Annotated in this window: 20 protein-coding genes; 6 read left to right on the top strand and 14 right to left on the bottom strand. The window is 41.9% G+C overall.

The window, feature by feature from the left end; translation table 11 throughout:
• Nucleotides 1–71 precede the first annotated feature (71 nt).
• The 3 genes from BLV00_RS06810 to BLV00_RS06800 form a co-directional block, all read right to left on the bottom strand.
• Entirely contained in the window at nucleotides 72–899 is an 828-nt protein-coding gene (locus tag BLV00_RS06810) for a carbohydrate ABC transporter permease (RefSeq protein ID WP_093043755.1), read from the bottom strand.
• Nucleotides 899–1,699, bottom strand: a complete 801-nt coding sequence (locus tag BLV00_RS06805) for a carbohydrate ABC transporter permease (protein WP_093044006.1) — start codon at nucleotides 1,697–1,699, stop codon at nucleotides 899–901. The genes BLV00_RS06810 and BLV00_RS06805 overlap by 1 nt, the downstream gene beginning before the upstream one ends.
• A gap of 347 nt (nucleotides 1,700–2,046) precedes the next feature.
• Complete coding sequence (locus BLV00_RS06800) at nucleotides 2,047–3,354, bottom strand: ABC transporter substrate-binding protein (RefSeq protein ID WP_093043753.1); 1,308 nt, start codon at nucleotides 3,352–3,354, stop codon at nucleotides 2,047–2,049.
• Nucleotides 3,355–3,644: 290 nt separating this feature from the next.
• On the opposite strand from BLV00_RS06800, the gene BLV00_RS06795 reads away from it, so the two are divergent.
• On the top strand, nucleotides 3,645–4,856 hold the full coding sequence (locus tag BLV00_RS06795) for an ROK family transcriptional regulator (protein ID WP_093043751.1): 1,212 nt from the start codon (nucleotides 3,645–3,647) through the stop codon (nucleotides 4,854–4,856).
• Nucleotides 4,857–4,902: 46 nt separating this feature from the next.
• Here the strand turns inward: BLV00_RS06795 and BLV00_RS06790 are convergent, their stop codons facing one another.
• Nucleotides 4,903–5,832, bottom strand: a complete 930-nt coding sequence (locus BLV00_RS06790; protein WP_093043749.1) for a manganese-dependent inorganic pyrophosphatase — start codon at nucleotides 5,830–5,832, stop codon at nucleotides 4,903–4,905.
• A 240-nt stretch (nucleotides 5,833–6,072) separates the two neighbouring features.
• On the opposite strand from BLV00_RS06790, the gene BLV00_RS06785 reads away from it, so the two are divergent.
• Both BLV00_RS06785 and BLV00_RS06780 read left to right on the top strand, forming a co-directional pair.
• Nucleotides 6,073–7,056 (top strand): BMP family lipoprotein, encoded by a 984-nt coding sequence (locus BLV00_RS06785; RefSeq protein ID WP_093043747.1) that lies wholly within the window; start codon nucleotides 6,073–6,075, stop codon nucleotides 7,054–7,056.
• A 17-nt stretch (nucleotides 7,057–7,073) separates the two neighbouring features.
• Nucleotides 7,074–8,726 (top strand): methyl-accepting chemotaxis protein, encoded by a 1,653-nt coding sequence (locus BLV00_RS06780; protein WP_176791372.1) that lies wholly within the window; start codon nucleotides 7,074–7,076, stop codon nucleotides 8,724–8,726.
• 60 nt (nucleotides 8,727–8,786) lie between these two features.
• On the opposite strand, the gene BLV00_RS06775 is transcribed toward BLV00_RS06780, so the two are convergent.
• Complete coding sequence (locus BLV00_RS06775) at nucleotides 8,787–10,466, bottom strand: glycoside hydrolase family 13 protein (protein ID WP_093043743.1); 1,680 nt, start codon at nucleotides 10,464–10,466, stop codon at nucleotides 8,787–8,789.
• A gap of 245 nt (nucleotides 10,467–10,711) precedes the next feature.
• Between BLV00_RS06775 and BLV00_RS06770 the strand changes: the two genes are divergently transcribed.
• Nucleotides 10,712–12,055, top strand: coding sequence for an outer membrane protein assembly factor BamB family protein (locus BLV00_RS06770; protein WP_093043741.1), 1,344 nt, complete (start codon nucleotides 10,712–10,714; stop codon nucleotides 12,053–12,055).
• Between the two features lie 215 nt (nucleotides 12,056–12,270).
• On the opposite strand, the gene BLV00_RS06765 is transcribed toward BLV00_RS06770, so the two are convergent.
• The 5 genes from BLV00_RS06765 to BLV00_RS06745 form a co-directional block, all read right to left on the bottom strand.
• Nucleotides 12,271–13,137 carry an ROK family protein gene (locus tag BLV00_RS06765; protein WP_093043739.1) on the bottom strand — a complete coding sequence of 289 codons (867 nt, stop codon included), beginning with the start codon at nucleotides 13,135–13,137 and terminating at the stop codon, nucleotides 12,271–12,273.
• Nucleotides 13,138–13,169: 32 nt separating this feature from the next.
• Entirely contained in the window at nucleotides 13,170–14,612 is a 1,443-nt protein-coding gene (locus tag BLV00_RS06760) for a sucrose-6-phosphate hydrolase (RefSeq protein WP_093043737.1), read from the bottom strand.
• A gap of 76 nt (nucleotides 14,613–14,688) precedes the next feature.
• Nucleotides 14,689–16,086 carry a sucrose-specific PTS transporter subunit IIBC gene (locus BLV00_RS06755; protein ID WP_093043735.1) on the bottom strand — a complete coding sequence of 466 codons (1,398 nt, stop codon included), beginning with the start codon at nucleotides 16,084–16,086 and terminating at the stop codon, nucleotides 14,689–14,691.
• Nucleotides 16,087–16,278: 192 nt separating this feature from the next.
• Entirely contained in the window at nucleotides 16,279–17,268 is a 990-nt protein-coding gene (locus BLV00_RS06750) for a LacI family DNA-binding transcriptional regulator (RefSeq protein ID WP_093043733.1), read from the bottom strand.
• A 159-nt stretch (nucleotides 17,269–17,427) separates the two neighbouring features.
• A complete protein-coding gene (locus BLV00_RS06745; RefSeq protein ID WP_093043731.1) occupies nucleotides 17,428–17,757 on the bottom strand; it encodes a hypothetical protein in 330 nt (109 codons plus the stop codon).
• A 292-nt stretch (nucleotides 17,758–18,049) separates the two neighbouring features.
• Here BLV00_RS06745 and BLV00_RS06740 point away from each other — a divergent pair, with 292 nt between their 5' ends.
• A complete protein-coding gene (locus BLV00_RS06740) occupies nucleotides 18,050–18,475 on the top strand; it encodes a hypothetical protein (RefSeq protein ID WP_093043729.1) in 426 nt (141 codons plus the stop codon).
• A gap of 48 nt (nucleotides 18,476–18,523) precedes the next feature.
• Here the strand turns inward: BLV00_RS06740 and BLV00_RS06735 are convergent, their stop codons facing one another.
• The 4 genes from BLV00_RS06735 to BLV00_RS06720 form a co-directional block, all read right to left on the bottom strand.
• Nucleotides 18,524–18,679 (bottom strand): aspartyl-phosphate phosphatase Spo0E family protein, encoded by a 156-nt coding sequence (locus BLV00_RS06735; RefSeq protein ID WP_093043727.1) that lies wholly within the window; start codon nucleotides 18,677–18,679, stop codon nucleotides 18,524–18,526.
• A gap of 40 nt (nucleotides 18,680–18,719) precedes the next feature.
• Nucleotides 18,720–19,454 (bottom strand): hypothetical protein, encoded by a 735-nt coding sequence (locus BLV00_RS06730; protein WP_093043725.1) that lies wholly within the window; start codon nucleotides 19,452–19,454, stop codon nucleotides 18,720–18,722.
• Between the two features lie 144 nt (nucleotides 19,455–19,598).
• On the bottom strand, nucleotides 19,599–21,428 hold the full coding sequence (locus tag BLV00_RS06725) for a M6 family metalloprotease domain-containing protein (RefSeq protein ID WP_093043723.1): 1,830 nt from the start codon (nucleotides 21,426–21,428) through the stop codon (nucleotides 19,599–19,601).
• 290 nt (nucleotides 21,429–21,718) lie between these two features.
• Nucleotides 21,719–22,654: an LCP family glycopolymer transferase gene (locus tag BLV00_RS06720; RefSeq protein WP_093043721.1), complete on the bottom strand. Its 936-nt coding sequence runs from the start codon at nucleotides 22,652–22,654 to the stop codon at nucleotides 21,719–21,721.
• A gap of 166 nt (nucleotides 22,655–22,820) precedes the next feature.
• On the opposite strand from BLV00_RS06720, the gene BLV00_RS06715 reads away from it, so the two are divergent.
• The gene (locus BLV00_RS06715) at nucleotides 22,821–23,411 is read left to right on the top strand and encodes a hypothetical protein (protein WP_093043719.1); all 591 of its coding nucleotides are present in this window, start codon (nucleotides 22,821–22,823) and stop codon (nucleotides 23,409–23,411) included.
• The last annotated feature ends 196 nt before the right edge of the window (nucleotides 23,412–23,607 follow it).

Below are 23,607 nucleotides of genomic sequence, written 5' to 3'. Positions count from 1 at the left end.
CACTCATCCTTTATATCAATTTAGAGGATAAGAAAAAGGTAAAAGAGAATTCCCTCCCTTACCTTTTCCTTTTATTCTTTTACAGAGCCACCAAGGATTCCGGAAATAAATTGACGTTGCAATAGCAAAAAGAAAATCATAATCGGGAGGGTGGACAAAGTAGTGCCCATCATAACTTGGCCATAGTCGATTCTCGACATCCCTACCAGACTGGAAAGCGCTACTGGCAAGGTATACATGTCCTGTGATTGCAGCACGACCAGCGGCCAAATGAAGTTATTCCATTGGAACATGAATAGAAATATAGCTACCGCAGCCAGTGCCGGCCTCATGACAGGAAGTACCATTCGGAAGAAAATGTGAAACTCTCCAGCCCCATCAACTCTGGCTGCTTCTAATAAAGAATCTGGTATCGCTTGCATATTCTGACGCATCAAAAATATGGCAAATGGATAAGCAATTTGAGGCAGTATGACCGCCTGGAATGTATTCAGCCAATCAACCTTCGCAAAAATTTCAAATAACGGAATCAACGTCACATGATATGGAATCATGATTGCAACTAACAGCAAGAAGAAGATCGGATTACGTCCTTTGAAACTGAATTTTGCAAATGCGTAACCGGCTGCCGTACATACGATTGTAGACAACGCGGTGAACGTCAATGTAATGAACAACGAGTTGCCCATCACGCGTATTATCCCTATGTTTTCGTTAAGGTTTTTAAAGTTTTCCCATCCATAATCCCCGGGCAGGAAGTTGGGTGGTACACTGAAAATTTCTCCAGAGGGATTAGTCGCTCCCACAAACATCCAATAAAAAGGGAACACGGAGAGGATGACCCCGATAACCAAGAACACATATAAAGAGATTTTTTTAAGCGTGTTATTTTTCTTCATCAATCATTCTCACCTGCCAATTTCATTTGTCCCCAAGAAAGCACCCCGATAATCAACACAAGAATATAAGCGATTGCTGAAGCATAACCAAAATCAAAATACTTGAAGCCATGCTGGTACAAATAAAGCGTAATCGTCAATGTAGAGTTGTTAGGTCCGCCTTCTGTCAAAATATAAGGTTCATCGAAAAGCTGCAAAGTACCGATAGTAGATAAAACGAATGTGAATAAAAAGATTGGCTTCAGCTGGGGAACAGTTATATAGAAGAACTGTCGGAGTTTACCTGCCCCATCCATCTCAGCTGCTTCATACAGTGATCCAGGGATATTCTGCAGTCCAGCCAAGAAAATCACCATGTTATACCCTGTCCAGCGCCAGGTGATTGCAACCATCAAAGCCACCTTTGCCCAAAAAGGATCAGACAGCCAAGCTATCGGTTCGATACCAAAAAACGACAATAGATAGTTGACGAGACCATAATTTTCATCGAGCATGATCATGAAAATTATCGAGGAAGCTACAAGTGCAGTAATAGCGGGCATGAAGAAAGATACCCGGAAAAACCCCTTTAACTTAACCATTTGAGAATTCAATGCAACCGCAATGACTACAGCTAAAAATAATTGAATGGGAACTTGGATAAGTAAAATTAAAAATGTATTCCCTAAAGCTTTGAAAAACAACTCATCCTGGAAAAGCCGAGCATAATTTGAAAGACCTGCAAATACGTATTCTCCCCCTTCTCTCTTCTGAAAGCTTAATAGAAGAGAAGAAATCACAGGATAAACAGTGAAAATCATAAAGAAAGTCAACGCTGGAAGAATAAATAAATAAGGTACATTCTTTGGTGTAATCCAACGCTTTCTTTGCCGTTTACCATTAATCTGTGTTTCTGCTTTCAGTTGACTCAAGCTGGTCACCCTCCTCACAAATCATTAAAGAATTCGCTTACATATCATTGTTTTAAAAACGCAACTTCTAACCAAAGCCGGATATGTAGCATTCCACTTTGTAAATTAATTTAATTAACTTAATGTTAACATAACAGATGAGAGATGTCTTGATAATTTTCAAAAAACATAAAAAAGTCGGCTGAAATCCTACTATAAGGATCTCAGCCGACTTTCACACCAGGCATTCCATTAAATCAATTCACATTACGGCCTGTATCACTTTCTAATTTATCCGCCGCTTTTTTCAACGCCTTATCAAGTTCTGTTCCATTCAATAGAATGTCAGCCTGGGTGTCAGACATGATCTTGAACGCTCTTGCATAGTCGGACGTATAATTGGCTGCAGGAATTTCAGGAACTTGTTCTGCAAACATTTTGAAAATCTTCTGATTAGAGAAGAACTCGGACTCTTGGTTGAAGTAATCCTCTTCGTAAGCCGCATTCAAAGATGGGAAAATACCTTTTTCTTTCAGAGCTGTCATTTGCGGTTCTACTTTTGTAGTAAAGTATTCAACAAAGGCATATGCAGCCTCTTTATTGTCTGTAGCAGATGGGATTACCAGATCAGACCCTCCAAGGTTAGCTGCCCTGTTTCCACCTTCTTCAAAAGCGGGAAGCTTGAATACACCCCACTGGCCTTTTTGGTCAGGTGCCTGATCCATTATCGTCCCTGTATACCAGACACCGAAAGGTACAGTAGCAACTTCACCATTTACTGTGGCGGAAACAACACCATTCCAGCCATCATTATTCAATACTAAACCTTCTTCATTCAACTGATTGATGACATTAAATGCATTTTTAGAGGCATCTGATGTCACATCGATGTTCCCTTCTCCATCAAAGTAGTAGGTTCCTTGCTGGTTCAGCATCATACGGTATAGTGCATCATCTTTAGCAATGTCGATAGGTACCATTTTCTTCCCTGTTTTTTCTTTGATCTGCTTTCCTGCCTCAATATAATCTTCCCATGTTTGAATATCTTCTGGATTTACTCCAGCTTCCTCAAAAATATCAGTACGGTAGAAGACACCAGTAGGTCCGATATCCCAAGGGGCAGCGAAGAAGTCGCCATTCTTATCCTGAGTCACTGATTTTTTGTACTCGCCAAATTTACTTTCGTGTTTGTCATACCCCATCTCAGAAAGATTGAGAAGACCATCAGGAAACTCGTTTTGGTAGTTTGCAAGACGATCGGATTCTACTAATACGACATCCGGAAGTCCATTCCCTCCTGAAGCCAGTCCTACTGTCAGTTTTTCATATACATCAAGACGGCCTATGTCTTCTACTTTCACTTCAACATCTGGATACTCTTCTTGAAATCCTTCAACGGCCAATTCCATGGATTGGGCTGCTACGTTCCAACCCCATATCGTTATTTCCCCATTTGGCTCGCCACCATCTCCTCCTTCATTGCCACTGCTTTCATTGTTAGAACAAGCAGCCAGGAGACCAGTAATCAAAGCTAATACCAGAAAACCTTTCAACCATTTCTTCATTGGATTATTTTCCTCCCCTTTTTTTTGAATACGGTTCCAAAACTTCATAAAATAAATTAATTAACTTACCTATAAGTTATCATAATTCTTTTTAGAATGAAAAGTTTTTTTGAAAAATTCCTAAATTGAATAAAGATGTAAATCTATATCTAACATATTTTTAGTAAAAAACCTTTAAGTTTAATGGGGTTTGTACAATATTATAAGAAAGAAAGACTTTTTAAATTAATTTTCTTAAGAATGGATAGATATGGTATGATACAAGTATCAATCCAGTTGGAGGAAATGATATGTCCAAGTATAGACGTGGCAGTTTTCAATTAATGAAATCTATAAACCGTTCAATAATTTTGAATATGATCCGTGAACAAGGGCCTATTTCCCGGGCAGAAATCGCTAAACAATCAAGCTTGACTCCTCCTACAGTCGGAAATATCGTCAAAGAATTGATCGCCAGCAATTTTGTAATTGAAACAACGCAAGGTGCTTCGCAAGGAGGGAGGAAGCCCACATTATTAGAGATAAATGCAGATAATTTTTATATTATCGGAATAGATGTAGGAAGATTCAAAATGAACTTCGTAGTAACGAATCTGTTTGGAGAATTGAAGGACCAAACATCCTTTGAAATCAAAGAGCATCCAGATGAAGCGGAGATTCTTTCAACGATGAAAGAAGGAATCTATCATTTGTTAAGTCCAGCAAAGAACGATCCAGAGAAATTCATCGGCATTGGGGTCGGGATGCATGGTATCGTAGATGTCACTCATGGTATTTCTCTGTTCGCTCCCTCTTTTCAACTATACAATATTCCGATCAAGGAAGTACTCGAAGAAGAATTTAAAATGATTGTAAAAGTCGAGAATGATGCAAGAACAATGACCCTTGGTGAATCCTGGTTCGGTAATGGAAATGATGCAGATAATATGGTCGGGGTCAATGTAGGTCACGGAATTGGGGCTGGAGTGATGATTAACGGCCGACTTTTTCACGGGGAGGACAGTATCGCAGGAGAAATCGGTCATGTGACGATTGATTTATCAGGACCTAAATGTTCTTGTGGCAATTATGGCTGTCTTCAAACGCTCGCAAATGGCCCAGCAATCGGAGAACGGGCGAAAAAAGAACTTAAGACTGGAAAAAAATCAAAGATACTAGAATTAGTCGATCATGACCTGGAAAAAATCGATGGTGAAATCGTTTACCTGGCCGCTCTTGAAGGTGATGACTTCAGCATAGAATTATTAAGCCAAACAGGGCGTTATTTGGGAATCGGATTAGTCAATCTTATCCATACATTGAATCCGAAAAGGATTATAATCGGCGGTGGTGTTTCTAAAGCTGGAGATTTTTTAATGACGGGGCTTGAAGAAACGATTCAAGCAAGAGGATTAACTCAAAAAGCGAAAGAAACCTCTATCGTGCTGGCAAAACTAGGCGAAAATGGATCAGCGATAGGGGCATGTGTCCTGATACTTGAAGAATTTTTTGTAAGACAATAAAAAAGCATGCTGTGCCGGTTATTAATCCGGCAAGCATGCTTTTTTATTAGGAAGATAACGCTTCGGTAAGTGGTGGTACAATTTGTTTCTTGCGGGAAACGACGCCTTTTAAGACTGCTTTATTCTCAGACAATGTAACGTCAAAAGCTTTTTCAACAGCAGCTGACTTATTCCCCAGCACTACTGCCGTCGAATCGTTCGTCAAAATATCAGTGACCACGAACACAAATAAATCCAGACCTTTTTCATCGATCGCATTTTGCATTTCTGCTTCAATCTCAGCCTGGTTAGCAAGTACTTCACTTGTATCAACCGTGTTGACCTGCGCTACTTCGACGTTTGAACCGCTCATGTCGAAGTTCTTGGCATCGAGGCTGATCAGCTCTGCCATCGTTTTACCGCTTATATCAGCTCCTGCTTTCAACATTTCCAAACCGTACTTTTCTGCATCAATACCGGCGATTTTCTCTAGTTCTTTCGCTGCTGCAACATCTTCATCTGTGCATGTCGGTGATTTGAATAATAAGGAGTCAGAGATAATCGCTGATACCATCAGTCCAGCCATTTGCTTGCTGATCTCAACATTGTGTTCCTTATATAATTTGTTCAGGATCGTTGCTGTACAACCGACCGGCTCGGCACGGTAGTAGAGAGGACCCTGCGTTTCAAAGTTAGCAATACGATGATGGTCGATGACTTCCATTACCTGAACTTCATCAATATCATCAACGCTTTGCTGCCGTTCGTTATGGTCGACAAGGATGACCTGCTCTACTTCGTCAGACGCCTTTTCGATCAAACGTGGTGCTTCTACACCGAACTGCTCCAGCGCGAATTGTGTCTCGCCATTCACCTCCCCCAAGCGGACCGGCTCGACGTCCTCCCCAATTTTAGACTTTAAATCAGCATAAACAAGTGCTGACGTAATTGTGTCAGTATCCGGATTTTTATGTCCGAAAATTAACTTTTTAGCCATGATAAAACCCCTTTTTTGTTGATGTATGTCGCTATTATAACATTCCTGGTTACTGAATGGGAAAGCAAAGACTGAGCTGAATATAAAAATCTTTTCCTTTCACCCTTCCTCCCCTTTTTCCTATAGACCTCACAAAGTTTTCATATATTTTTTTCCTTCCCTATTCAATTCACTATTATTTTTGCCGAGAAATAGGAGGTGAGGAAATATACCAGCTTAGAATTCTAGGAGGAAATAAGTATGAAAAAATGGATGTTAGTGATAAGTACCATAGTTCTGTCATTTATAATAAGCGGCTGTTCAAATGGTAGTGGAGAAGCTGCTGCTGACGAGTATACCTATATCGGTGTCATGCTTTCCGATAGTGGTCTGGGAGATTCTTCTTTTTCCGATTCCGCATTTAATGGCTTAGAAAGAGCGCGTGAAGAGCTCGGGGTCATTTTTGATTACCGGGAAATTGCCGATACTGGCACTTATGAGCAAGGACTGCAAGAGTTAGTAGAACAAGGAAATGAACTTGTCATTGCTGTCGGATTCACAATGAAAGATGCAGTAGAAAAAGTTGCTGCAGAACACCCGGATCAGGAATTTTTACTGGTCGATGAAGTCTCTGAGATGGAGAATATTACAAGCCTCACATTCGAAGAACATGAAGGCTCCTTTTTAATCGGGGCCCTTGCCGGTATGAAAACCAGGACGGATAAAGTAGGATTCATCGGTGGCCTCGATACACCATTAATCAATAAATTCCGTGCTGGTTACGAACAAGGCGTCAAGGAAACCAACCCAGATGCCGAAATACTGGTAGAATACGCTGGTGATTTTGGTAATGACAAGCTCGGTTACACGATAGCTAAGGGAATGATTGATAATGATTCTGATTATATCTTTCCCTCAGCAGGCTTTACAGGAGTTGGAGCTATTCAGGCAGCTCAGGAACAAGGCACCTATGTATTCGGAGTTGATAGTGATCAATACTTTTTAGGGGAAAAGGCAGTAGTCACTTCGATGCTGAAGAAAGTCGATGTGGGCTTGTTTGAGGTAGCACAGCAACTCACAGAGCAAGGCGAGCTCACGGAAAGTCATATTATCCTGGGAATTGAAGAAAATGGCGTTGGATTAGCACCGGTAAGGGTGATCTCCCTCACAGAAAAAGAAGAAGCAATACTAAATGAACTAAAAGCAGAAATAGCTGAGGGCAGCCGGTCAATCAACAGCAAATAATGCAGGGGGAAACGAGCATGAAAATCAAGTATAAATTGTTGATATTAATACTGCTGCCATTATTGGTTACCGGTTTGATCATTGGGGCTATCATTTTCCAAATGGCGCAAATCAATGCTGATAATAGTGGCGATGTAGAAAATTTGATTCGAGTCGAGAAGTTGAATGGTTCCATTTCATCCTTGCAAAACGTTTTGAACAATTATAGTGTAACGCCATCGGCAGCCTATCAAGAACAGATTGAAAGAAGTCTTATTATAACCGAGCAGCATATTGCCGAATTAGAAAAGTCCTTGCCAACCGGGCAGCAGCAAGAACAATTGGATAAAGCTAAACAAAAGTTTCAGACACTTGCTGCTTCGACGGAAGAAGTGCTTGCTGAGCAGGATACCAATGCAGCAAAAATGTTATCCATTCGTACCAAGGGAATCGTCAACGACCTCTATTTATTGACGATATACGCTGAGGAGCGCTATGAGGAAGGCCAACAAAATCTGACTGATAAAATAAACTCCATTCAATGGTTTTCAGCAATAGCACTGTTCACTTTATTATCCATTTCTGGAACCGCTGCTGTATTATTCACGCGGAAAATGGTCGGAACCATCCGCTCCCTTTCCAACAAAGCTACATTAGTAGCCAGTGGGGATTTAAATGTAGAGTCAACAGTAATCGACACGAAAGATGAACTGGGAACCTTGAATCATTCATTCAATGTAATGATAGAAAATTTACAGCAGTTAATATCCACAATAGGATCAACTTCTGAACAAGTTGCCGCTTCTGCTGAGGAGCTGTCGGCAAGCGCGGATGAAACCAGTCGTGGCACGGAACAGATTACTGGAGCAATGCAGGAAGTATCAGCCGGTACCGAACAGCAAAATCAAATGGTGGAAGACAGTTCCACGACAGTAGGAGAAATGGCGAAAGGTGTGAAACATATTATCGCAAGCGCTGATGTAGTCAGTAATTTAGCTCACACCTCGCAACGCATGGCCATGGATGGCCAAAAATCTGTGCAGGAAACAGTCAACCAAATGGAAGCTATCACCTCTTCTGTAGAAGAAACAGATCAATCTGTCCGGTCCCTGGAAAAGAGTTCTAAAGAAATTAACAATATAACCAGAATAATTACCGAAGTGGCTGATCAAACCAACTTGCTGGCTCTGAATGCGGCAATTGAAGCAGCACGAGCGGGGGAAAGCGGTAAAGGGTTTGCTGTTGTGGCAGATGAGGTTCGGAAATTAGCGGAGCAAACGGCCAACGCTGCCGGACAAATTCAAAATTTGATCAATGACATACAGACAGACACGGAGCATTCCGTGGGATCGATGGATGCAGTAAAGGAACGTGTACAGAACGGAAGGAAGGTAACGCTTCAAACGGCAGACCATTTTGAGGCTATCTTAACTGGCATGAATGATGTGGCAGAAGAAATTAAAGCAATTACTTCGATATCCGACAAGATCAACGAGAGCACAGATAAAGTAACCAAAGCAGTCCATGAAACAGCTGAGGTTGCCCGACAGAACAGCGACAGCGCTCATAGCGTAGCTTCAGCTTCTGAGCAGCAGCTTGCTTCCATGGAAGAGATCAACGCTTCCGCCGCTTCACTCACCAATTTGGCTGAAGAACTGCAAGAGCTCGTCCAGAATTTCAGAACAGCATAAAAATAATAGCCCCACCCCAGTTCCACCGAGTAATGGAGGTCATGGGGCGGGGCTTTCTTGTCAGTTTGTTTTATACACTCTTGCTTCATAAGGTTTTAACGTGAAATCCTGCAGTTGATCATTTGCCTCGTAATTGCTGATGAGGAGCTTGCTTTCAGTTGTCTCCTTAAATGCATCCGGAATAATAAAATCAATGGCTTCAGCAGTGAAGTTATTGATTACCAGCAGTTTCTCTTCACCCAGCTCACGAATGTAGGAAAAGATCTTTTCATCCTTTTCCAAAAGTGGGCGATAGTTCCCGTATACGATGATATCATGGTGTTTGCGAAGAGCAATCAACTTCTTATAATAGTGAAAGATGGATTCACCGTTCTTCAAATTAGCTTCAGCATTAATCGTTTTATAATTCGGATTGACCGCAAGCCACGGCTCTCCATCTGTAAAACCTGCGTGTTTACTAGTGTCCCACTGAACAGGAGTGCGGGCATTATCTCTTGACTTTACATGGATGGCCTTCAACAGTTCATCAGGATTTTCACCGGCTGCTACTCTCTCATGATACATATTCAAAGTTTCAATATCCTGATAGTCTTCGATACTGTCAAAAGGCACATTCGTCATCCCGAGCTCTTCCCCCTGGTAGATATACGGCGTACCTCTCATCATATGCAAAGCCGTCGCCAGCATTTTAGCAGAAATCTCGCGATAAGCTTCTGAGTCATTACCAAAACGCGATACGACTCTTGGCTGATCATGGTTGTTCCAGTAAAGACTATTCCAGGCTTCATCCGACAACCGTGTCTGCCATTTTGTAAAAATCTTTTTTAACTCTACTAAAGACCAGGGCCGCAGGTCCCATTTCCCGCCAGAGCCTGCATCCAGATCCATATGTTCAAAATGGAACACCATATTCAATTCTTCCCGGTTCTCCCGTGTATAGAGCTCTGCCTGTTCCGGAGTTACCCCTGGCATCTCCCCTACAGTCATAATATCGTATTCAGACAGGACTGCCTGATTCATTTCATTTAAGTAGTCGTGGATTTTCGGTCCGTTCATGAAGTACTTGGCACCGGATGCATAAGGCTTCCCCTCCACTATTTCCCCATCCGCATAGCTCGGATCTTTGGAAATGAAATTGATGACATCCATGCGGAAACCGTCGATTCCTTTATCGAGCCACCATTTAATCATGCTAAAAACCTCAGAACGAAGCTTTGGGTTCTCCCAGTTCAGGTCAGGCTGTTTCTTGGAAAACAGGTGCAGATAGTAGTCGGCTGTAGCTTCATTGTATTCCCAGGCAGAACCACTGAAGGCGGATTCCCAATTATTCGGTTCCTTGCCGTTTTCACCAGGACGCCAAATATAGTAATCCCGATACGGATTATCTTTTGATTTCCTGGCTTCCATAAACCAGTAGTGCTCGTCTGAAGTATGGTTGACGACCAGATCCATGATCAGCTTCATCCCACGATTATGTATCTCGGCAAGCATCCGCTCCCAATCTTCCATCGTGCCGAATTCGTCCATAATTTTTTGATAGTCGCTAATATCATAGCCATTATCATCATTGGGTGACTCATAGACTGGAGACAGCCAGATCACGTCGATTCCCAGTTCCTTTAAATAGTCCAACTTTTCGATAATACCGGGAATATCACCAATTCCGTCACTGTTACTGTCCTTAAAGCTGCGGGGATAGATTTGATAAATGACACTCTCTTTCCACCAGGTACGTTTCATAGCAGATTCCTCCCTAAACAATAGCGCAAACGTTTTCCTTAATTTTATCATAAACTTCTCCCAAAGAAATCAATTAATTCCGTGAAGGACTCCTGCACCAACCAAATACCATTATTTGTTAATATTTAGTGATTACTGGAGAGTTAATAATTAACCAGTTTTGCAAGCACCCAACGAGGTATCTTAGTTACTGTATGCACCATACTAACATTTAAAGTATCGAATTCTTAAAGGAGGAATGGAAGGTGAAGAAAGCTTCATTACTTATGGCAGCTGGGCTTCTCGTGTTTTCCGGCATGACTGTACAGGCAGACTCTCATGAAGAAGAACAGAGCTATGGACCTGAGAAATGGCAGCAGTACAGGTTAGATACCTCGAACAATGCCGTGTTTGATAACGGGGATGAGCGGACAATCAGGCAGACGTATCAAACTGGGGATGAAGTACGTACAAACCCTGTCATTGCAGGCGACAACCTGTATGTTGGTAACCATGGCAGTGGTGAACTGTATTCCTTTGATCTTTTTACAGGAGAAGAAAACTGGAGTACAGAACTGCCGAACTGGATTCATGAAGACAGCATCTATGTAGATGGCAAGGTGTACGTCGGCTATGGAAACCGTAACTTCCCGGATCCATTCAAGAAGAAAATCCGCGGCACTGGTAAGAGCGGGGCTGCTGCATTTGATGGAGAAACCGGCGAGAAGATCTGGAACTTTGAAACCGAAGGTGAAGTGATGCCTGCTCCGGTTTATCATGAAGGAACGATTTATATTGCTACAGGAGATCAAACCTTATATGCACTGGATGCCGAGTCTGGTGAATTACAATGGAATTTGAAGCTTCCAGGCTATGTCAGCATGTCCGCCCCGCATATTAGTGATGGCATGCTTTATGTCGGCGCAACAGACAACCTGGTAGCCGTAGATTTAGATAATCAGCGTATCGCCTGGAAAGAAGGTAAGCTTGGATCAGTTACCGATGTACCGCCTGCCGTATCAGAGGATGTAGTGATGGTTACAGGAGCAAAGTTCCATACGGAATGGAATAAAAAAGAATTATACGAAAAGTATGGGGACACCATGCCGGATATGCACTTCAAAATAAAAGAGGGCGAGCGAAAAAAGATAGGAATCGATGCTGAAAACTACCACTTTATCTATGCATTTGACAAAAAGTCTGGAGAATTGCTCTGGCAGGATCTGATGGGAACCGGACCGGACCAGGAAGTACCGATTCCCCATATCAATACTTCTGGTGCAGTAACCATTGAGGGCGACTATGCTTATGTAGGCAGCCCATACACGAAGTCGGTGCATGCCTATCATATTCCAACGGGTGAAAAAGTTTGGGAATATGATAATAATACACCGGTAAAAGGGGCTCCTGTTGTGAAAGATGGTTTGGTGTATTTTGGAGATGCAGAAGGTGACCTGTATGTGCTGGAAGCAGAAACAGGGGCCCTCGTAAACAAAAACCAAGTAGGAGGAGCCCTGCTTCCTGGTGGTCCAGTAATTATCAATGAAACGTTATTTGTCGGAAGCCAGGATAGCAACGTTTATGCGTTCCCGCTATCTGAATTAAATTGACCCAGTAAGACTCAGCCCGGTGTTGGGTCCTGTTACATTTCAAGTGCATGGTCACCCCGCTTCAACCATCATAAAATCAAACCAAGAATAGTTGAAGTAAAGAGCGTTTTGGGAATGACTGGAGAACATGTTTTGCGGATGACCTTTACAAGAAGAGCCATCCGCCTCTTTTTTCCTTATTCCAAACTCCTTTTAAAATCCTCCACATTTCCTGTTTATTTAGCTGCTAAAATTAAAGCTCCTTTTATGCCAGCTTCATTGGTTAATCCAGGCGGCACAATGTAGTTATCTACACGATCCGGAGTCAATAATGGGGAGCTGACATAACCATTCAGCATGTCCACTACATTTTTTCTGATTAAATCAAACAAGTGGGCCTGCTGCATGACGCCGCCACCCATGATTACCCGTTCCGGTGACAAAATGTAAATGTAATTGACGATTGCCTGCGCTAAATAATAGGCCTCAATCTCCCATACCAGTTCATTGTCTGCTAAATCGTTACCAGGTTTTCCCCACCGCTGTTCAATAGCAGGGCCTGCAGCCATTCCTTCCAGACAGTCGCTGTGATAAGGGCAGGTTCCTGCAAAAGTATCTTCTGCGTGACGCCGGACAGCTATATGTCCCATTTCCGGGTGCGATAAACCCTTCAGTGTTGCCCCGTTTACGATTGCTCCGGCACCTATACCGGTACCGACCGTAATATAAAGGCAGGAATTTACACCCGTAGCATTTCCCCATAGAGATTCTGACAAAGCTGCCACGTTGACGTCGGTGTCGGCAACTACAGGAACCCCTGTATATCTACTGACTTCGTCTGCAAGCGGAAAATTGATCCACGCTGTTTTTGGTGTCTTTTGAATCGTTCCATAACTGCCTGTGCCTTCATTTAAATCTATTGGTCCAAAGCTGCCGATGCCCATACGTTCTATTCCTGTATCTTTGAAAAACTCATAGACCTTAGGCATGGTAACCTCAGGATTTTCAGTAGGAATCACGATTTTCTCGAATACGTCGCCATCTTCATTCCCAACTGCGCATACAAACTTCGTACCACCCGCTTCAATTGCACCAAACTTCATAAACCTTCTTCCTTCCCTTATATCATTTTCCTTTACAAATTCTGATGGATAGCATCATTTCTAAGCTTCCACGCTGTCAGCTTCAAACGCTCTTTTCCTTTATGCACAACCTTTACCATGCACTCGTCCGGGTCAGCAAACATGCGTGAAGTGAATACTTCTTTTCCATCATTAACAAAGATTTCAACAGAGGAATGGTCGATGAATACCTGCATTTGCTGTAATCCTTCTATTAAACGGCAACTACGGCTTTCTGTATTGCCATTCGCCAGGCTTGAACGCTCCATGGTAAAGTACCCTGTTTCTTTACTATAAGACAATTTAAGATAATCGAATAGCTGCAATTCAAATTGGTTAAGCGAGCCATCTACATCCATTACCAGTTCAGAAGTGCGGGGAAGCTTATGCGATAAATCAGCTCCCACTACTTCTTCAAATAGTTTTTCTTCCCTCAGCTGTTCCATTTCTTTTACAGGCAGTTGATACAACTCCCCTTCTACAAGCTTCAGTTCTCTCGGAAGCGTCAGATTATGGATCCAATGATGCTGGATTGTCGGATGGTGTTCTTCGTTTTGATCCGGTACCCCCATCCATCCAACAAGTAGGCGTCTGCCTTTTTCATCAAGCATGGATTGAGGGGCATAAAATTCAAATCCCCGGTCTAATTCGTTGAAAACCCCATGTTCCAGCTTTCCCTTTTCATAGTCCAGCTTTCCGACGACATAACCGGTTTGATACTGATTGTTGAAATCGATACCTTGTGCTTCCACTCCCTGAGGAGAAAAAATCAATACATCTTTCCCGTTTAAAGAAAAGGCATCCGGGCATTCCCACATGTAACCGAGTCCTTCAACAGGACCAGCCAGCTCGCCTTTATGCGTCCAGCTTTCCAGATCATCGGACTCAAGAAATGCTACAGCCCCCTGATTTTCCAGGGTTTGGGCACCAACTACCATGTACCATTTCCCTTCATGCTCCCAGACCTTTGGATCACGGAAATGAGCGGAATACCCTTCTGGGAGCTCGAGTTTTACACCTTGTTTCTTAAACTCAATCCCATTCTCCGATTCTGCCAGGCATTGATAAGATTCTCGTTCACCATGTCCATTACGCACATTTCCTGTATAAAAAACTTTCAACTTATCATCATGGTCGATAGCGCTGCCAGAATAGCAGCCATTTTTATCAAACCAGTCACTTGGCGTCAATGCAATCGGTTCCAGCTTCCAATCGACCAGGTTTTCAGAGCTGTAATGCCCCCAGAACTTGGCCCCGTGTCCGGTGTGGAACGGCATCCATTGAAAAAACATATGGTACGTCCCTCGCCATTGTATCCATCCATTCGGGTCGTTCAGCAAACCGACCGGCGGCATCATGTGATAGCCCTGTCGGTATGGATCCTTTTGTACAGTATCTCTATACTTTTCTACAGCTTCATAAGCTTGTTTACGCAACTTTTCTTCAGTAGTAATCATAGCTGCACTCTCCTAACCTTCCAATATCAAAACGGAAGAAGACCCAGTACAGGATGTCCAGGTCTTCTTATATTCCTTATTTGTTATCTACCATTTTATCGTTGAAACCAAACAGGTAAGTCAATACAAAAGCAGTTCCGATGGCAACAAGGTTGACTAGAATATAACCGAAAATCTGCCCATTCAAGTACAACAGTGTACCAGGGATAACTGTAATTGCCATTCCTGTTGCTTTCAAGCCCATAATTGCTGCGAGGAAGCCGGAAACACCACCGCCGATCAGTGCCATCACGAATGGCTTCATATAGCGAAGATTGACACCGAAGATGGCCGGTTCCGTAATACCAAGGAATGCAGACAGAGCAGATGGATAACAAAGTGCCTTCAATTTCTTTGACTTCGTTTTGACACCAACAGCAAGTGCTGCACCACCCTGGGCAGCGATAGCACCCGTGATGATCGGGTTAAACGGGTTGAAACCTAAACGTTCCAGCAATTGAATTTCCATAAAGTTAAAAATATGATGGACACCTGTTATGACAATGATCTGGTTGAAGAAACCAATCAACAGACCACTAAGTCCGAACGGTAATTCCAATAAGAACATGGTACCTGCAAAAATCCAATTTTCCACGGAGTGGAATACCGGTCCTATCGCAAGCAATGCTGCTGCGATCATAACGAGTAATACTAAAAATGGCGTAAGAATTAAATCAAGCGCTTCTGGAATTCGTTTTCTGAGCACCTTTTCAAGTTTTGCACCTAAAATACCGGCAATGAAAGCGGGTAATACAGAACCCTGATATCCTACGACAGGAATAAAACCTAAAAACGTAATTGGCGATGCATCACCGGATGCTACTTCCCAGGCATTCGGTAATGCTGGTGACACCAGCATCAGACCGAGCACAAGGCCGATGACTGGTGTTCCACCGAAGACACGGAAGGTCGACCATGCGACAAGTGCTGGTAAGAAAACAAACGCTGTATCCGTTAATACTTGTGTAAAGAGAATGAAGTTTTCCGGAACGCTCTCAGGCGTTAAACCGAACAAAGAAAGAATCGCTTCCTGCATAACCAGTCCGCGAAGTCCCATGAATAGACCGGTTGCCACCAGCACCGGGATGATTGGTACGAACACATCACCAAAAGTTCGAATCGCACGCTGGAAAGCATTCCCTTGCTTAGCTGTTTCTTCTTTCATTTCTGATTTCGATGTGCCATCTACATTGTATTTCGTTATTTCTTCATAAATACGATTGACCGTACCAGTCCCAAAGATAATTTGATATTGACCAGAGTTATAGAAAGCACCTTTTACCTTTTCAATTTGTTCAACAGCATGAACATCCACTTTTTCCTTATCATGGACCATTACCCGCAGCCGGGTAGCACAATGAGCAATAGACTGGATATTCTCTTCCCCACCGACTGCCTCAAGCACCTCTTTGGCAATTTGAGCGTTACTAGCCATTTTTAAATCCTCCTTTACTTGATGGTGTGTAATCGATTACACATAAGTACAAATAAAATAACAGGACACAATGATTGCACACAAGGAATCGATTCCACATTCGCTAAAAAAATATATTTGAAAGCGGTTAAATTTTTCTTTAAAAAAAAGAGAGATGTGTGTAATCGATTCCATATCCTTTGTTGATATGTACTATACACTATCTCTCTCAATTAGTCTATAATTTTGCAGAAACTTTTTCTTGGTATTTTTATCCTGCAATTGCTCCAACAATAATTCAGCTGCCATGGTTCCAGCCTCTTTATTAAAATAGTCAATGGTCGTCAATGAAGGACTTACGTATTTTGACATTACCGAGGCACCTATTCCGGTAATAGCGATATCTTGTGGAATCCGCAACCCTTGTTCCTTTAGATATTCCATTGCGCCTACCGCCATTCGATCCGTGACGACAAAAACTGCTGTAGGCAAATTACCTGGACTGGCTTCGACGATTTGCTTCATACTTTCATAACCCGATTCGATGCTGAAATCACCGTATCTTATCCAGCTTTCTTCTACTTCAAGACCAGCTTCTTGTATTGTTTCTATAAAACCTTGTTTACGCAGGACCCCTACTGCCGGATCGTCTTCTCCTACACCAATATAGGCAATTTTTTTATGCCCTTTTTTTATGATCATGTGAGTCATATCTCTTGAGGCATGATAATCGTCGTATACAATCGATGTCACACCAGGGAGCTCCTGGCCGAGCGATATGAATGGCAGGTTGGCATCCTCGATTGTATTCAGCAGCCGATCATTGACATTGGTGGCAAGCAAAATGATGCCATCTACATGACGACTATGCAACAATCGGATATATTCTATCTCTTTTTCGTGGTTTAATTCGGTATCGGTCAAGAGAATTTGAAACCCTTCTTTTGCCACCACTTCATTGATACCGCCTACCACTCTGCTGGCTGTCTCTGTACTGATTTTTGGTAAAATGACCCCGATTACACCAGAGCGTTTAGTACGTAATGATTTGGCTGAAACACTCGGGATATAACCTGTTGCTTCCACTACTTTCATGACACGCTCCCGGGCAGACTCACTGACGTAGCCATTATTATTGAGTACCCGGGAAACGGTTGTACGGGAAACATTCGCCATTTTTGCAATATCGTTGATTGTCGTCATAAGCCTGTCCTCCATGAATCTGAATCTATGTCCATACTATTGCAAATGACTGGAAATGTCCATTATGAAAAAAGAACGTCCTTGGCGTCTGAAGACCAGCGAAAAACAGGGCCACCTCAAGTCCTCACAATTTAGAGAAACCAGGGTGGCATGTAATTACTAAAATGGAATTTTTTCGCCATCAAGCTCGATCACTCGTTGGACCGGCTCTTGAAGAGGCGCTCGCCCATTCATATATGCATCTTCTTCATATAAATTCTTTATTTGGACTTTTCCAGTGAATGGGGACCCTTCCCAGGGAACCATTATAATTTCAAAAACCTCACCACTGGCAAAGGATTGCTTCATTTCCTCGCTTACAGAAACTCCATTCACCATCACAAACCAATTACGCTTATCTTCTTCATGCGCAATTAATATACCTTGTTCAAATACTAACGGTTTCCCGTCAGGCATCATGACTACTCTTAACGAAAACGACAATGGCATTGACAGTATCACTCCTTCACCTATGCAATTCGACAGTTTTAGATGAAATCCTCTCATCCAATTTTCGTATTTATATCTTTTATAAGGGAGCACTCTGTGAAACTTTCTTCCTACATACAGGCAGCTTAGAATAATATACTTAACCTCTATAATATAAAACAAAAAAATCTACAATATTTAATTTTATTCTGTTTTGTAATGTCGAAAAATTTAATATGACAAATAGGATGAATTCGTTTATGATAAAATAATACTACTCATTTTTTCAAAATTAATATAAAGGAGCATTCTTATGGCAAAAGGTAACAAAAAATACGATTATGACCTTGACCAAGTCAAACAACTCCTCGAAGAATCAGACAAAAACTACCGTCAGATTGCTGCAGAAACAGGCTGTCCCTACTCTAACGTAGTATACCACGGTCGCAAAATCCGCGGAAAGCGATACAAAAACAACGTACAGGAAGTCGTTTCTTTTGTAACGACAGAGGACAAAGCCCCAGTCCAATCACTCCAGTCAGAGAATGATACGGTTTCCAGTGAAGCTTTTAAGTCACCATCAGGTGATAGTAGTATCCCGGCATTTGAAATTACTACTGCTAATCTTTCATTAGAACAGGCAGAAGAAAAAGCAAAAAATATGATAGAAGCCGCAAGAGTATTAGGAGTCAATAAAGTGACTCTACAAATCAGCAGTCATGAAGAAGAAAACAAATAAAAAATAAACCGCTGTTATAGCAGCGGTTTATTTTTTATATGTATTACCTTAAGTTTGGAGCATATAATTCAATTTATTTAATAATTGATCCAAAGATTGGGAAACAGAAACTAATTGCGGATCAGTAGGGTCATTTTTATATAATTGATACATTTCCTCTCGCAAAGCTTCTATTTCTACCTCCAACTCGACTGTTGCAGTCATAGCATGTCCTCCTCAAGTAAGCTTCAAAAGGTGTCTATACTTAATTTTCCGAGCCACCATCATTTTCATCAGGATCCTCTTCTGGAGGCGGTTTCTCCTCTCCATCCTGAGAAGGTGGTGTTTCACCCTCCTGAGGTGCAGTATTGTCTTTATCTTCACTAACTTCTTCATTATTTTCATCATTCTCTTTTTCTGTATTCTGGTCATGACCTGTCCCCTCATTTTTATCTGTTTCTCTCTCAGATTCTTCTACCTGAGCAGGGGGATCCTGGTTTTCGTTCGTTTCTTCATCAATCACTTGTGTATTTTCATTTTCAGTTGCAGAGTTACTTTTACTCTCATTACCTTCTGTATTACTTGTTGAGGATGAAGGAGGTGCAGTTGAATTGGAAGAAGTAGGAGTTGAATTTCCTTCAGCTGAATTTTCATCCGGCTCCCAAGTCGATTGCAGAGTAGTTTCCTGGTCATCTATTATTTCCACTTCCAATTCCGCTTCCGTTACCAAACTATCTTCCTCAAATTCAGCCTTTGCCTCTTGCGGTTTTTCTTCCATCTCACTAAAAAAGTCTTCGGATGGCTTACCTATTCCTAATTTATAAAAATGTTCTTTCTCTTGATGCAGCTCGGCATGACGAGGTAACTGGTAATCCGCCTGGGCAGTTAGGACAGTCCTTCCATCTTTTATGCTCTTCACAACAAAAAAGCCGCTTACGGCTAGTCCTGCCGCCAGCATTACTGTTGCAATAATAGCGATGGTTTCTTTATTTACTTCCATAATTTTCTCTCCTCCCTCCCAACTAATTTACCATAAAATCATCCTCTTTATTTTATTTCGGCAGGATTAGCGGGTAATTTTAGGGAATTGTCGAAATAAAAAGACCAGACGACAAAGTTCGTCTGGCCATGGTGTTAACTAGCTTTATTCTGTCGGGAAGTCATAGAAGAACTTCGCTGTGACTGAACCATCTTCATTTTGTTTAATATCAGTTACATGGATACCAGAGTCCGCCGGGACAGGATTACCCTCTCTCCAGAAGTAATAGGATCCCGTATGGACATTTGCAGAATTCGGAGTGATTTCATCTCCAGTTGTGAAGAAGTCAGCTTCATCCCCACGGTTGTTGTTCCGCTCCAAGTCATACTTGCCATCTGCCTGCAAGACGGACAAACCGTAATGAGTAATCAGGGACCCGTCTGATGCAGTTGCAGATTGATTATATTGGAAACGTTTGTTCATCCAGTTTTCTACGTTATTTGGACGAAGGCCAGCAGTGTAGTATTTATTGATGATATTTTCATCGACATGCCAGGCAACCAGCCCTTCTGCATTTTCCCCAACGCGGGCAAGCCCTTTATTGAAGCCTTCCTGCTGTACGTTTTCAAATAGGAAATACTCGGTGCCATTAGAACCAGGCACATTCATTTTCACGACATCTTCGGATTCGTTGACCGGGTTCAATGTCAATTCCTGAACACCGTCTTCAGGTGTAACTTCCTTCGGTTCCAACCAGCCTAAGAACATTTTCGAATAAGGATCAAAACCGGTTGGTGAATTGCCAGAATAAGCGGAAGCATTCGGATAGCGCATCCATGATCCACCCGCCATCATTGAGAAGTTTCCAACTCCTTCTGATGAATAAGCAGTATCATAGAAATCAGGTAATCCAAGTGCATGTCCGAATTCATGGGCGAATACCCCTGGCTGCGCCGGATAAGGTCCTGCTTCCAGTTCTTCTTTATAAGTGTCGTTAGCGAAATCATAACCAGCTACGTTTCCACCAATTGCCGGCTCGACGGTATAGTTGTTTACTACAACGCCATCATAAGTTAAGTCTTCTTTTGTTGTTTTCTTGATCCATTCATCCACGGTCAAACCCTCTTTTTGAGCAGCAGTTACGCCATCATCATAGTATGGTCCATAATACAATGCGCTTAGTACGCCCCATTTATGAGACCAGATTTGTGCAGGGTCACGGCTAAACTCCGCTCCAGTTCCTTCATGGACAACAAAGATATTTGGAACCTCTCCGTTTTCCGCATATTTAGCGAAGTCCACATGAGGATCAGCAGCTTTTAATAGATCCCGGACTAACTCTCCCATATGGGCATCCCCGTTAGCATTCCCTAATTCATAGATACCACCATTGGCATATTCACCTGTCTGATCCAGATAATAAGATGCTCCTCTTGGCAGCTCGACCCAGCCGATATCAGTCATATCGTCATATGTAGTCAGCTCGACTTTTCCATAACTGGATTCCTTATAAATATTCTGCATCGTGCTGTTTGTCGGAACCTTTTCGCCTTCAAACTCTGCATATTGTTTGAATTCCTTTAATTCATACGGGTTATATTCGTCTCCGAAAATCAAGTCATTCAAATATTTCGCTGGTACCGGTTCATCCAATGCACCTTTAGGCTGATCACCATCCGGGTACTTTGCCAACAGGACAAGCATAGGTACTTCGCCTTCTGTTTTTTGATAAGTAACTTGGTCTCCTGCTGCCTGTTCAAATTTAGAACCTTTATTGGCAAATTTCTCAGCTGGATCGTTTTTTGAGATATCGATGCCAGCTTCTTTCGCTTTTTCAACCAATTCTGGTGTAGCAGGAACATAATGGCCAGGTGATAGATTGTAATTCTCAGCTGCTTCTGCATCTGAAGCTGTTCCGCCTGCAAGTCCTGTTGTCAGTCCAGAGACTAACAATAAAGAAGCTGCTGCGGAAGATAAAAATTTCTTATTCAACATTGTGTTTCCTCCCCCTATTTCTAGTTGCTTCCAGTTAATTGTAGAATATTCAGAATATATTTGGAACATAAACTTACAAATTAAGTAATTAAGTCTAGTAATTCTTAATAAAGCGACAAAATACGACAAATGCATCGTGAATCTATTGTCCCATTACTAACCTCTATTCCCCGCTAAAGACCTACCCTTTATCGCATACCGCTTTTCTACCATAAACCCAGATAAAAAGCCTCATGGGAACTCCTTCCCATGAGACAATTTCAGGACATTATTAAGTGGAATTTCTTAATCTAAGATTGATACTCTTCAATCATTCCATTCACTTTTTCGACTTCTTCTTCAGGAACATTTAAATAGTAAACGCCATCGATTCTAGTTCCATTCCCTTGAATTTGGTAGGTTTCTGTGTTCTTCCGCGCGCTGCGATAATCAGTGCCCAGCTTGCGCATATCTGAAAAATCCATATTGGTATTGACGTTAGTGCCAAGGATATCCATAATTTCACCGATTTTATTTACGCCTCCAAGACTTGCTCCTTTGTCAATAACTCCTTCAATCACCTGGCGCTGTCTTTCATTTCGTCCGGCGTCTCCTTGAGGATCCTGCTTTCGCATCCGAACAAAAGCCAAAGCTTCTTTCCCATTCAGATTAAGTTCGCCTTTCGGAAACTCGTAACTGCCATTCGTGAATGCCAGATTATTATTCACTGTAATACCACCTACAGCATCGACCAACTGTTCCAGCCCTTCCATATTCATACGGACATAGTAATCAATCTCGATGTCCAGGAAGTTCTCTACGGTATTTACAGACATATCACTGCCGCCAAAAGCATAGGCATGATTGATTTTATCTTGTATACCTTTACCTACAATTTCGGTGCGTGTATCACGAGGAATACTGATCATCTGCATCCGGTCGTTGTCAGGGTCTAACGTCATAACAATCATCGTATCGGAACGGCCTTTATCATAATTCCTTTCATCAACACCCAACAAAAGTATATTTAATGGTTCTTTACTTTTGACTTTCTTCTTGGTCAAATCGGTGTCGATGGAGGAAACCGGAGCGTGTAAATCATTATCTACCGTATTCTTAACATTACTATATATCGAATATACGTAGGCGCCTGCCGCTAACATAATCAATAACATTACTAACAACGTAAACTTCCACCATTTCCCTTTCTTACGCTGTTTTTTCTTTTGGTCTTTACGACTTCTCATGTTTCCACCTCATTAAATAAATATCAAACCATTAATCTATTATACTGAAATTGACGAATGATGTAAAAGTAGATTCTTTCCTCTGGGTAGTCCCCGTGTTTATTTTCTCAAAAATTTCCCCATACTTGTGATAACTATAAAAATCCATGTTGGATGGGGGTTGAGTATGAATAAACTAAGAGGAATGTTGGCACTGTTGGCACTTATGACCGTTCTTGCTTCAACGAGCGCGTTACTAGTCATTATGATAAAGGGTCCGGAAGAAACAACTGAAGATAATTGGAAGACATCCGTGCAATCTGATTTTGAACTGGAAGCAGATAAACAAATATCCTGGGAGGAACCAATCACTGAAAAGCCTATTAGTACCCTTCCTTACCGAGATGAAGTCCAGAAACAAGAAGTCACAGCGGAAAATATAAAAAATGATTTTCAACCAAAGCTTAATGAACTCGAAAAACAAGTGAACGTACGTATTGACGAATTAATTGAAAATGCAGTAACGGAATACCAGGAGCAAGTGGAGAGCGGGGAAGCAGTATCATTTGTCCAGTTGTATCAGAAATACACTAAAGCCGCAGAAGAGTTAGAAAAGAAAACCGATGAAGCTTTTCAGGAAATATACAGCGACTATCAAAATGAATTGAAAACCAATGGTCTCAGCCCCGCAGAAGCAGAAGATCTGAAAAAACAATACGAAGAAACAAAAGAAAACATCCGAACAAATCTCCTCCGTGAAGTAGCCAGCCGCAACTGAAAAAAGACACCTCATTCCCTTCATTTAGAAGGCTGTGAGGTGTCTTTTTTATTGGCCTTGTAAAACATGGTTCTTGATTTTTCATAAAAATGCTTATTCAACTATTTGACCGAAAAGTCGAAGACTTTATTCATGATAATTTGGGTCCGTTGCCGAATCAGGAGAAGGGAGGCTGGGAAACGGTTCGCTTTCCTGT

Source organism: Thalassobacillus cyri (assembly GCF_900107755.1).
Lineage (GTDB): Bacteria > Bacillota > Bacilli > Bacillales > Halobacillaceae > Thalassobacillus > Thalassobacillus cyri.
The sequence above is the reverse complement of the archived record's forward strand: the minus strand, read 5'-3'. Positions and strand labels throughout refer to the sequence as shown.